The sequence below is a fragment of the Labrenzia sp. 011 genome, assembly GCF_003075075.1.
In the GTDB taxonomy this organism is placed as follows: domain Bacteria; phylum Pseudomonadota; class Alphaproteobacteria; order Rhizobiales; family Stappiaceae; genus Roseibium.
The window spans coordinates 60832-72600 of sequence record NZ_QCYM01000064.1 but is presented as its reverse complement, the minus strand read 5'-3'; the positions used below and the strand labels follow the sequence as shown (position 1 = coordinate 72600).

9 protein-coding genes, 1 tRNA gene and 1 pseudogene are annotated in these 11769 nt (G+C 63.9%); 4 read left to right on the top strand and 7 right to left on the bottom strand.

Annotated elements, in window-relative coordinates; genetic code table 11:
• Positions 1 to 38: 38 nt before the first annotated feature.
• Positions 39 to 155: pseudogene (locus tag DCO57_RS24030) on the top strand (IS5/IS1182 family transposase); the annotation flags it as partial.
• A gap of 219 nt (positions 156 to 374) precedes the next feature.
• Here the strand turns inward: DCO57_RS24030 and DCO57_RS23030 are convergent.
• Both DCO57_RS23030 and DCO57_RS23025 read right to left on the bottom strand, forming a co-directional pair.
• Complete coding sequence (locus DCO57_RS23030; protein ID WP_116701259.1) at positions 375 to 1136, bottom strand: SIMPL domain-containing protein; 762 nt, start codon at positions 1134 to 1136, stop codon at positions 375 to 377.
• A gap of 118 nt (positions 1137 to 1254) precedes the next feature.
• On the bottom strand, positions 1255 to 2325 hold the full coding sequence (locus tag DCO57_RS23025) for an AI-2E family transporter (protein WP_116701258.1): 1071 nt from the start codon (positions 2323 to 2325) through the stop codon (positions 1255 to 1257).
• 339 nt (positions 2326 to 2664) lie between these two features.
• Between DCO57_RS23025 and DCO57_RS23020 the strand changes: the two genes are divergently transcribed.
• Both DCO57_RS23020 and DCO57_RS23015 read left to right on the top strand, forming a co-directional pair.
• Positions 2665 to 2741, top strand: a tRNA-Ile gene (locus DCO57_RS23020).
• A 275-nt stretch (positions 2742 to 3016) separates the two neighbouring features.
• Entirely contained in the window at positions 3017 to 3922 is a 906-nt protein-coding gene (locus DCO57_RS23015) for a CehA/McbA family metallohydrolase (protein ID WP_116701257.1), read from the top strand.
• A gap of 77 nt (positions 3923 to 3999) precedes the next feature.
• On the opposite strand, the gene DCO57_RS23010 is transcribed toward DCO57_RS23015, so the two are convergent.
• The 5 genes from DCO57_RS23010 to DCO57_RS22990 all read right to left on the bottom strand — a co-directional run bounded on the left by DCO57_RS23010 (position 4000) and on the right by DCO57_RS22990 (position 10830).
• Complete coding sequence (locus DCO57_RS23010) at positions 4000 to 5664, bottom strand: ABC transporter ATP-binding protein (RefSeq protein ID WP_116701256.1); 1665 nt, start codon at positions 5662 to 5664, stop codon at positions 4000 to 4002.
• A complete protein-coding gene (locus DCO57_RS23005; RefSeq protein WP_116701255.1) occupies positions 5661 to 6554 on the bottom strand; it encodes an ABC transporter permease in 894 nt (297 codons plus the stop codon). Before DCO57_RS23005 ends, DCO57_RS23010 begins: the two co-directional genes overlap by 4 nt.
• Positions 6544 to 7521 (bottom strand): ABC transporter permease, encoded by a 978-nt coding sequence (locus DCO57_RS23000; RefSeq protein WP_165814831.1) that lies wholly within the window; start codon positions 7519 to 7521, stop codon positions 6544 to 6546. The genes DCO57_RS23005 and DCO57_RS23000 overlap by 11 nt, the downstream gene beginning before the upstream one ends.
• 61 nt (positions 7522 to 7582) lie before the next feature.
• Positions 7583 to 9166, bottom strand: a complete 1584-nt coding sequence (locus tag DCO57_RS22995; RefSeq protein WP_116701253.1) for an ABC transporter substrate-binding protein — start codon at positions 9164 to 9166, stop codon at positions 7583 to 7585.
• Between the two features lie 80 nt (positions 9167 to 9246).
• Entirely contained in the window at positions 9247 to 10830 is a 1584-nt protein-coding gene (locus DCO57_RS22990) for an ABC transporter substrate-binding protein (protein WP_116701252.1), read from the bottom strand.
• Between the two features lie 200 nt (positions 10831 to 11030).
• Between DCO57_RS22990 and phnF the strand changes: the two genes are divergently transcribed.
• A complete protein-coding gene (phnF, locus tag DCO57_RS22985) occupies positions 11031 to 11747 on the top strand; it encodes a phosphonate metabolism transcriptional regulator PhnF (protein WP_165814830.1) in 717 nt (238 codons plus the stop codon).
• The last annotated feature ends 22 nt before the right edge of the window (positions 11748 to 11769 follow it).

The window sequence follows — 11769 nt, the reverse complement described above, 5'->3', positions numbered from 1 at the left end:
TGAAGTCTGAATTAAAGCTTCTGAACAGGAGCTTGATGATGTCTGATGGAAATTTCTGGCCCGGCGATGAGGTGTTTTCGAAGCTGCAGCCGCTCTTGCCACCTGATACGCGAGGAAAGGCTCGTGTCGATGACCGGCGGTTGGTCAGTGGCATCGCATGTCGAAGCGCCTGGGCGTCGGCGCCAGTCCCTGTATGCGTGGAAGAAAAAGGTCTTTCACCATTTTGGCGTGCCGGTTTCAGCTATTCGTTCGCCGGAGAGCGATCAGTGAATGACAATTTTGCTACGGGGAGCGCGCACTTTCGAATTGATCCGGTACCAGGATCCCGCCTGATCGGGCGGCGCGGATGCGGTCAATGCCGCATCCGCTTGCGTTTATTTCAGCAACCAGCGGATGGTGACATTGGCAGCGATGGTCTCCTCGCCGGCCTCGACCGGAACCGCCACGGCCTTTGCCATCATCATGCCTTCGGCATGCATCATCTGCGGTCGCGGCATCTGGATGCCGGTTTCGGTGATGGAGGCGATGGTCCCGAGCTCGACGCCGGCGGCGGTGGCGAAGATCTCCGCCTTGTGGCGGGCAGCGTCGACGGCCTTCTTCCGGGCTTCGTCCAGTTTCTCCTGCGGGTCGCTGACTTCGAAGCGGATGTTGTCGACCGAATTGGCTCCCTTTTCCACCACGAGGGTCAGCAGGTCGCCCAGACGGGCAAGATCGCGCACATTGACCTCCACCCCGTTGCGGACTTCATAGCCGACGATTTCGGGCTGCCGGTCGGACGGCGTGTCGAAGCGCTCGTAGCGCGGCTGGATGGAGAAGCCGCGGGTCTGGATGTCCCGGGCCTCGATGCCATCGGCCTTGATCGCGGCAATCACCCTGGCAATTGCCGCCGAGTTCTGCGAAAGGGCTTCGGCCGCCGTGTCCGCGCCGGTAATCACATTCGTGCTGATGACGGCCATGTCCGGCGCCACCGACACGGTGCCCTGGCCTTCCATGGTGATGCTGCCTGCAGCGGAGGCGGCCTCCTGGGCAATGGCGGGGGCCTGACCGGCCAGTGTGACGGCAAGACCGGCCGCAAGGGCGATCCGGCGGGCAAGGGCGCGGCTGCGCTGCGGCAGGCGTGGGCACGATGGGATCATGGTGATGTCCTTTCCAGAAAGCTGTTTCGGCCGGAAACATTGTCCCGCTTTACGGCAGGGGCATGGCCGGGCGGTTCAGCCTGCGTTCATGTTTTTCCGGTGAGCCGGGCAGTGTGGATCATGGCGCGGCCGTGGGGTCGGCCACGTCCTTGAGGCCGATCTCGCCGGTCTGCGACAGCAGCACGGCAATCGGCCGGGAGGCCTCGAAGCGGGCGCAGACGATGACGATCATCACGGTCAGCGGTACGCACAGGACCATGCCGACAACGCCCCACACGGCTCCCCAGAAGGCCAGCGACAGCATGATCACCAGGCCGGACAGATTGAGGTTGGAGCCCATCAGCCGGGGTTCGACGAGATTGCCGATCATGAACTGGATGAGGCCGAGACCCGTGGCGATGGCGATGAAAGGGCCGAGGGTGTCGTAATAGACGACCGCCAGCAGGCTGGGGAAAATCACCCCGATCAGCGAGCCGATGGTGGGAATGTAGTTCAGCAGGAAGGCGATGAAGCCGAAGAGGGCGGCGTAGGGCAGGCCGATGGCGATCAGCACGAGACTGGTGAGCACGCCGGTGGCGATGGAGACCGTCGTCTTGATGGAGAAATAATGCAGGATCGATCGGTTGATTTCCTCGCGCACGGCGAAGGCCGCCCGCGCCCGCTCCGGGCTGGTGAACAGCTTCTGGAATTTCCTGTCGAAGGTGGACTGCTCCAGCAGCAGGAACAGCACATAGATGAAGACAAGGCTGGCCGACCCGGCAAGCGCCGTCACCAGGCTGGCGCCGGCCGTTACCATGCGCGGCACGATGGAATCGGGGAACAGGTCCTTGAGTTCCACCGGATCGTTGAGCTGGAAATGGGAGGAAGCCTGGTTGAAGAGATCCTCCAGCCGCCTCTGGTAGGTGGGAGCGTCCTGGGCGAGCTGGGTGAGATTGACGGTGACGATGTCCAGTACGAAGGTGGCGGCCACGAATATGCTCGAAAGGGCCAGCAGAAGGGCGACGATCCCGGGCAGCCGCCAGCGGCCGATGGGGATCCGCCCGAACACATGCGACAGCGCGTTGATCATGTACCAGACGATGAGGGCGATGACGAACGGCAGCAGAAGCGAACGGCCGACAACCAGCAGCCAGCCGACCATGCACACAAGCAGGACACTCAGCGTGAGGGAGAATAGCGGTGATCGCATGACGGCTCCGGCAGGTGATTCAGGCGGGACTTTCAGTGCCCTTTAGAGCCGAAAGCGCCCGGAAACGGAACCGGTTTTTCCACCGCCGCCGCCGCCGAGCCCCGCCGACAGGCCGGGCAAGGGCCGCTTTCCCGCACTTTTTTCCTCTCGGGCCGCAAAGCCCTTGCTCCGGAAAACAGCCGTGGTATAGGAAAACCCGACGCGCAAACCGCCCCTTGCGGGCGGCGCAGCGCAGGGATGCGCCCCGGCCTCGCACGCGTGCGGCCAGGACGCTCCGGCACAACCGAGACCGATCAGCTCTCGCGTCTTCATTTGGCGTCATGAGGGCGGATTGATCCAGGGCCTGTAGCTCAACTGGTTAGAGCCGTCCGCTCATAACGGATTGGTTGGGGGTTCGAGTCCCTCCGGGCCCACCACTTCTCTTTTGAAAATGTTCTTATTTACTGGATGGTCTCGGCGACATATTTCGCCTTGGCAGGACGGCGTCAGACGGGGACTTGTGGATTTCGTTCGGGTACCCGGTCACCTCCTGCCCATCCTTCACTGCCTCTCAGCGCAAAGTCAGGGAGTTTGCGTGAACTTCCGGTGACGGCCTCCGGTGGGCGGGCTGCTGCAATCATCCTGTCATGCAACTGTTTTCTTGTCTGCGTCCGGAAGCCGGGGTGGTTCCGGTGAGCAGATGGAGAAGACAATGTTGAATGCGTTTCAGGCGCCGGGGCGTTTCCGGAAGGGCAATATTCATGGTCATTCGGACATGTCCGATGGTCTGGTGACGCCGGAAGAGGCCTGTGCCCGCTACAGGCAGGCCGGTTACGATTTCATCGCCCTGACCGATCATTTCATGGAAAAGTATGATTTCCCGCTGACGGACACGCGGCCGTTCCGGGACGAGGCCTTCACGACGATCATCGGGGCTGAGCTGCATGCGCCGGAAACGTCCCGAGGCGAGATCTGGCATGTTCTGGCCGTCGGCCTGCCGCTGGATTTCGCGGTGCCTGCCGAAGACGAGACCGGTCCCGAGCTGGCGCGCCGCGCACGCGCGGCAGGCGCTTTCGTGGCGATCGCCCATCCGCACTGGTATCAGCTCCAGAAGGAGGACGGACTGGCCCTGGACGCCGCCCATGCGGTGGAGGCCTACAATCACACCAGTCATGTTCGTTGCGACCGCGGCGACGGTCTGGTGATGCTGGATACGCTGCTGTCCGAAGGGCGGCGGCTGTTCACCATTGCCGTGGACGACAGTCACTGGATGAGCAACGACGCCTTCGGCGGCTGGGTGATGGTCAAGACGGAAGAAAATACGCCCGAAGCCCTGCTTGCCGCGCTCCATGACGGCGCCTTCTATTCCTCGCAGGGGCCGCAGATCCACGATATCCGTATCGAGGGGGACGAGCTTGTGGTGGCGACGTCGCCGGCAGCTGCGGTCGTGGCGGTCGGGGAGGTTGCCAGGAACCACCAGAAACATGCACTCCCCGATGGGGAGCTGCTGACGGAAACGCGTCTGTCGCTGGAGCCCTTCCGGGGCGCATGGTGCAGGGTTGCGGTCGCGGACGAAAACGGTCGCCGGGCCTGGACCAATCCGCTGTGGCTCGACTGACACGGCCGGTTGTCACATGAACAGGACCCCGCGAAGCATTTCGCGGGGCTTTTCGTTTGCAGCGGTGAGAAACCGCCTCAGGCGGACAGGGATTGCGGGATCGGCGGGGCGTCCGTCCGGTCTTCGCCGGTCCGCAGATGAGTGTCGGCCGCTGCCAGCAGACGCCGGGTGTAGGCGTTGGCCGGGCTGTGCAAAACACTGTCGCGGTCGCCGATCTCGCGCAGCTGGCCTTTTTCAAGCACGGCGATGCGGTGGGAAACACGGGCGATCACGGCCAGATCATGGGAGATGAAGATGCAGGTCATGGCCCGCTCGCGCTGGATCTTCAGGAACAGCGACAGCATGTTCGCCTGGATCGTGACATCAAGCGCCGAGGTCACCTCGTCGCAAATCAGGAGATCCGGCTCGGCTGCCAGGGCCCGGGCAAAGCCGACGCGTTGCTGCTGTCCGCCGGAAAGCTGGCGCGGGCGCCGGGAGAGGAAGTCCGGTCCGAGTTCCATTTCATGCAGGGCCGCCGCGGCCTTCTCGCGGGCGGCTGCCGGGGACAGGCCGAAGTGGAGGCGCAAGGGCCTGACAAGGATCTCCTCGACGGTGTGGGCGGGGTTGAGCGCCGACAGGGGATCCTGGAAGACCATCTGGATCCGTCGGCGCATGTCGCGCGAGCGTGTGCGCGCGGCGCCGGAGACAGTCTCTCCGCCGAGCATGATCCGCCCTTCATGGCCGGAGACGGCACCGGCAATCAGCGAGGCGACCGTGGATTTTCCCGACCCGCTTTCGCCCACGAGGCCCAGCGTCTCGCCCTTGCGCAGGGACAGGGAAATGTCATCGAGCGTGGGCCGCATGGCCCGGGGCTTGCGGAACGGAAAGCCCGAGGGACGGTGATAGGAAAAGCGCAGGTTCCTGACTTCAAGGCGGGTGGGCGATTGGGCCGGCGGCGGGGGAGGGCCGTCTACGTCGATCCGGGGGATCGCCTGGATGAGCGACCGGGTATAGGCGTTCCCGGGGGCGTTGAAGATGCCGGCCGCCTCGCCCTGCTCGATGATACTGCCGTCCTTCATGACGGCAATCCTTGAGCACAGCGCCCGGATGACATTGAGGTCGTGGCTGACGTAGACCAGGGTTGCGCCGAGGTCCCTTTGCACATCGGCCACAAGCTGGAGCACCCTTGCCTCCACCGTCTTGTCGAGTGCGGTGGTCGGTTCGTCCAGGACGATCAGTTCCGGCTTGCCGATGAGGGCCGCAGCAATCACCGCGCGCTGGCGCTGGCCGCCGGAAATCTCGTGCGGATAGCGTTTCGCGAGCAGTTCGGGATCGGGCAGGCCGGTCCGCTCCATCAGGGAAAGCGCATGCGCATGCACCGCCTTGCCGGAGAGCTGCGTGTGCAGCCGGACAAGTTCTTCCAGCTGGGCGCCGATTGTCATGTGCGGGGTGAGCGACGACAGAGGGTTCTGCGGAACCATGGCCGCCCGGCCGCCGCGATACCGGCGCAGCTCCCGGCCCGCGAGGGCGAGAACATCGGTGCCGCCCAAGTGTACCGACCCGGCTGCGAATCTTGCGCCGGCGCGCGCGTGCGCGAGAAGGGACCGGGCGAGGGTCGACTTTCCGGAGCCGCTCTCGCCGACAATGCCGAGGGTTTCTCCGCGGGGCAGTTCGATCGTGGCGTCGCGCACAGCCGCGGTTTCCTGGCCGGCATCGTCGCGATAGGTGATCGTCAGGCCGTCGATCTTGACATGGGCGCTCATAGGTCGGTCTCCGTTCCGGTCACGCCATAGGCGCGGGCAAGTCCGTCAACGGCGAAGTTGATGCCGATGATCAGCGACGACAGGGTGATGGCAGGCAGGATGAGGAACCAGGGGTCGGTGAAGACCACCGACATCGCCTCCTGGACCATCAGGCCCCAGTCCGGGGTCGGCTGGCTGATGCCCAATCCGAGGAAGGACAGGGCCGAGATCTTCAGGATCGCCGAGGAAACGCGGATGGCGAATTCGACGGCGAGCAGTCCCAGAAGGTTCGGCGCGATCTCCCGCATCAGGACGAAGCCCAGCCCTTCGCCGCGAAGTTCCGCCGCGCGCACGAAATCCAGGGACGCGATCATGATCGTCTTGGCCCGGACCACGCGCACCACGCCGGGCGTGTAGACGATGCCGACGATCAGCGACAGGGAGCCTATTTCCTTGCCGAAGGTGAGCACGAGAATGGCGATCAGGAGCAGCTCCGGGATCGCCATCAGCGCATCCGTCAGGCGCATGATGGCATCATCGAGCCAGCCGCCCACATATCCGGCCAGAAGACCGAGGAAGGTACCGATCACCACGGATCCGCTGACGCCGGCAAGGGCGACCAGCAAGGCCACCCGGCCGCCGGACATCAGACGGGACAGGTAGTCCCGCCCGATCTGATCCGTGCCCAGCCAGTGGGCGGCGGAGGGCGGTGTCAGGCCGTCGGTCAGGATCGCGGAAATCGAATAGGGCGCAAGCAGCGGCGCGAACAGAGCGAGCGACAGATGAAAGGCGACCAGCACCAGGCCGATCATCGTCAGCGGGGAGGCCAGGACACGCCGCAGGGGACGGTTGCGGGCAATCGGAGCCGCGCTGGCAGGGGCGGTCACGGGAGCGAAGGCTTCAACGGTCATTTCTGGCCCTCCGGACCCTGGGATCGAGTGCAAGGATGGAAATGTCGGCCAGCAGGTTGCTGGCGATCACGGCGAAGGCCGCGAGAAAGGTGATCGCCTGGACGGTGGGAACCTCGCGCTGGGAGATGCTGCGGATCAGCTCGATGCCGATGCCGGGGAACTTGAAGACCGCCTCGATCACGACGACCCCGGAAATGATGCTGGCGACAAATTGCGCCGTGCCGTTGAGCATGGGCACGAGCGCGGCCGGCAGCGCGTGGGTGATGACCAGCCGCCACTCGGGCACGCCGGACAGGCGCGCGCGTTCTATGAACTCGCTGCCAAGCGCCTCGACCATGCCGGCGCGCAGCAGGCGGAACTGGTAGGCGACGCCGGAGACGGTCAGGGCGATAACGGGCAGGACCGAAACGGCGAGGATCTGGTACCAGGGCGCCGATTCCGTGATCATCAGAACCGCAGGGGCCAGGCCCAGCCAGATGGCGAAGACGATGACGAAGACGTTGCCGACGACGAAGTCGGGCATCGAATAGGCGAAGAGCGTCGCACCGGAAACCGTGCCATCGATGCGACCGCCCGGCTTCAGGGCGGCCCAGACACCCAGAACCACCGAGACAAGCGGTGTCAGGACGATGGCCACGGACGCCATGATCAGGGAGTTGAGCAGGGGATGTATGATCGAGTCGATCACCTTCTCGCGCGTCATCAGGGTGACGCCGAAATCGAAGGTGACCAGGCCCCGGAGAACATTGACGAAGCGTTCGGCCGCCGACTTGTCGAGGCCGAGTTCGGCCCGCATGCGGGCAAGGTCCTCCTCGCTGTAGTACATCAGCTCGTCAGCGGGAATGGTGGCGTCGAGCGCGTCGCCCGGCAGGATTTCCGTACCGACGAACACCGTCCCGGACACAAGGACCAGGATTACTGCGGACAGGAGCAGACGCCGCACGATCAGGGCTAGAACCGCATACATCTCTTGACCTCTGTTGGTAAAGGCGCTGTGGCAGCGGGGCTGCCACAGCAATCGTTCGTACTCAGGCGTCGATCCACACGCTTTCGTAGCGCGGGCCCTGCCACAGCTGGGTGTGGGCGCGCAGATTGTGAACGTTGGGCGCGCTGACCACATTGGTCCGGCGGCCGCCGATCATGATGCCCGGGACTTCTTCCTGCGCGATGGCCTGCATCTCGTGGTAGATGGCCAGACGTGCCTCGTCGTCCATTTCCGCGGCTGCCGTGGTCAGCAGTTCGTTGTAGCGGTCGAAGCCCGGACCGGACCAGCCGCCCGGCTCGGCGTCGTTGAGTTGCGACAGGCGGCTCAGGTTGATGTTCGGGTTGCGGGCGCCGACAAGGTTGCGGCGCGGACGGCCGATCGGCTTGTTGACGGCCATGGTGAAGGGGCTGAAGCCATCACAGGGACGCTCGGCGAATTCCAGGTTGATCCCGGCTTCCTTCAGGCTTTCACCGACGACGGCCCACAGGCGCGGTTCTTCCGGATAACCGGGGCAATAGAAGATCGCAGGCAGATCGATGCCGTCCGGGTAACCGGCTTCGGCGAGCAGGCGCCTGGCTTCGGCCACGTCCCGTTCCACCGCACGCGGCTGGAATTCCCTGTTGACGCCGTTCATGTGGGTGTCGTTGCCGGTCCAGCCGTCCGGATCGCCATAGATAATCCTGTTGATCTTCGGCCGGTCGATGGCAAGGCTCATCGCCTTGCGCACGCGCACGTCGTTCCAGGGAAGATTCATGTTCTTCGGCAGCACGAGCCAGAACTGGTCGCCGGAGGGTGCGGAATTGACAACGCCGCCAACGGAGCCGAACTGGTCGAACTGGCCGGGATCGGCGTTGTAGACCGCGTTGAACTGCCCGGACTGGAAGCCGTTGATCGCGCTCTGGCCCATTGCAAGGACGCCTTGCAGCTCCTCGATGTAGGGTTTGTTCGGCATCCAGTAGTTTTCGAAACGCTCGGCGAGAAACTGGCGCTTGTTGTCGATCTCGACCAGCTTGAACGGACCGGTGCCGATGCCGTCGTAGCCCATCTCCTCGAGGTTTTCCCTGGCCGGCAGCATCATTGCCCGGTATTCGGCGGTGGCATGCGGGAATTCGACGTTCGGGCGGTTGAGGTGGAAGCGCACGCCATATTTGCCGACCGCTTCGACCGACTTGATGTCCTGCTTGAAGAAGCCGACGCCGCCGAACTTCGGATGGGCGTGCAGGCGCGCCGAGGCGACCGCATCCGCGGAGGTGAATTCCCTGCCGTCGTGAAAGAACACACCTTCACGCAGCTTGTAGTCCCACACGGTCGCATCGTCGTTGGAGACAAAGCTTTCTGCGAGCTCGGGAACCACATTGAGGTCTTCATCCACCCAGGTCAGCGCATTCCAGATGCCGCGTGTCTGGATGTCCATGAAATAATAGGGATGCTGACCACGGTCGGACTGGCCGAGCGCCCAGTTCGGCACCGGGTTGCCATAGACGAGCCTGCCGCCCTGCCGGGGGCTCTGGCCGTCGATCAGGCTGTCGACGAAGTCGGTGAGCGGTTGCGCGGCGGCGCCTTTGGGAAGGGCTCCGACACCGATAATGACGGCTGATCCGGCCAGAAAGTCACGACGGGAAAGCATGGTGAACCTCGTTGGGGTTGACTGGTTTTCAGACTGGAAACAAGGGGCGCGGCCAGGTCGCGCCCCCTGAGGGGGCAGGATCAGGCGTCGATCCAGACGTATTCGAAGCGGCTGGACCAGTTCTGGCTGTGACTGCGAAGGTTCTTCACATTGGCCGCATGGGCCGCCATGTTGCGCCGTCCGCCGAGCATGATGCCCGGGACCTCTTCCTGGGCGATGCGCTGTGCTTCGGCATAGAGTGCCTTGCGGGCCTCCGGATCCTGCTGGCTGACGGCTTCAACGAGAAGACTGCCGTAACGGTCGGCCCGGGGTCCTTCCCATGCGCCGCGTTCCGCCGGGTTGCCGGTGGTCAGGCGCGACAGGTTGATGAAGGGATTGCGCGGTCCGACCAGGCTGCGCTTCGGCCGGCCGTAGGGCTTGTTCACCGCTTCCGTATAGGGATTGAAGCCATCGCAGGGCCGTTCCTGGAATTCCAGCTTGATGCCGGCTTCCGCAAGGCTCTCCGCGACAATCGGATAGACACGGGGCTCTTCCGGGAAGGACGGGCAGAAGGCGATCGCCGGCAGGGTGACACCCTCGCCGTAACCGGCCTCTGCCAGAAGGGCCCTGGCCTTTTCAACGTCGCGCTCGACCGGGCGGGCAACCCATTCGCCGTTGACGCCGTTCATGTGGGTGTCATTGCCGGTCCAGCCGTTCGGATCGTTGTAGATGATCCTGTTGATCTTCTGACGGTCGATGGCCAGCGACATGGCCTGGCGGACCAGCCTGTCGTTCCACGGGAAGTCGAGGTTCTTCGGCAGGGCGAGCCAGAACTGGTCGCCGGAGGCCGAGGCATGGGTCCTTCCGCCGGCGTCCTCGAACTGTCCGACCTGGCCGGGGTCGATGTTGAAGACCGCGTTGAGCTGACCGGCGCGGAAGCCGTTGATGGCCGCGTTGCCCATGGTCAGCACGCCGCGTACCTCGTCCAGATAGGGCGCGTTTTCCATCCAGTAGTTCTCGTTGCGCACGGCACGGAACTGGCGGGCATTGTCGATTTCAACGAGTTTGAACGGACCGGTGCCGATGCCGTCGAAGCCGATTGTCTCGACATCGTTCTTCTTCAGGATCATGGCGCGGTATTCGGCGAGCGAATGGGGGAATTCCGCATTGGCGCCGTTGAGATGAACGCGCACGCCGTATTTGCCGTTGGGCTCGACGCTCTTCATCTGGGTGCGGATCAGGCCGACACCGCCCAGCATATGGAACTGCAGGGAGGACACGACGTCCTCGGAGGTCATTTCGGTGCCGTCGTGGAACATGACACCTTCTCGCAGGCCGATGTCCCAGACGGTCAGATCGTCGCTCGGGGCCATGGAGCTTGCCAGGTCGAGCTGAACGTTCATGTCCTCGTCGACCCAGGTCAGGCCGTTCCAGACGGAGCGGGTGAGAAGGTCGAGCCAGTAATAGGGATGTTTTCCGCGGTTGGACTGGCCGAGCGCCCAGTTCGGGTAGGTCTGGCCATAGGTCAGGATACCGCCGGATTTCGGTGTCTGGCCGTCGATCATCGCGGCTACGATATCGGGAGAGGCGGCCAGGGCCCTTGTCGGGTCGAGCAGGTGCGACAGGGTCAGCACGGTGGCGCCGGAGGCGGCGTAGGTGAGAAATTCACGGCGAGTGACGGACATTTCCAGCTCCTCATGGAGAAAAATCAGTGACGCTCACTCGAATGGGGGGGCTCTTTTGCAGTGCGATGACGGTTTCGTCTTCGTAACCAGCTATTCAAAAAAGCTTCGCGCAAAGTTGCCGGGTGTGTGCGCTGTCACGGCTGTGCAATGGGAATGTGGCAGGCTATGCGTTGACGGAAACGGGTCAGGGAGATGGTTCCGTGCTTCAATCGCCTCCTGTCGAGCAGGGCTGGCGCGCGGTCGTCAGCGATTTGCGTGAAAGGATCGAGACCGGCAGCCTGCCGGCCGGCAGCAGGCTGCCCTCTCTGGCGGCCATGGCCGAGGCGCGCGGTCTGTCGATCCATGAAGTGCGCAAGGCGATCGACCGTCTGAAATCGAGCGGTCACGTCACCGGGTGGCAGGGGCGCGGCAATTTCGTATCCGAAGACCGCTTCGTCTATACCCTCGCCCGCCGTACGCGGTTCAGCGTGAACCTGTCGGGGGAGGGCCGGACCACGCGACTCAACATGGTCGGCAAGCGCCGTCAGGCGGCTCCGGCCAATATCGCACGCGCCTTCGGCGTGAAGACCGGAACCCGGGTCCAGCGTGCGGAATTCATCCGGCTCGTCCAGGGGCGGCCCGCGATGGTCGCGCGTCATTTCTATCCGCTGTCGTCCCGCTTTTCCGGCATTCTCGATCACATCGATACCGAAGGGGGCGTGACGGCGGCGCTGCGCGCCTGTGGCGTGGAGGATTTCTTCCGCATTGAAACAACGATCATGACCCGTCTGCCCGGTCCTCATGAGGCGCTGCTGCTGGACATCCCTTCCTCGCAACCCGTGCTCGTGACAACCGGTGTCAACGTGGACGATGAAGGCATGCCCGTCGAAGTCTCCGAGGCGGTCTCACGGGGAGACAGGATCCTGCTGAGGACCTGATATCAGAAGGGCTTGTTCATGC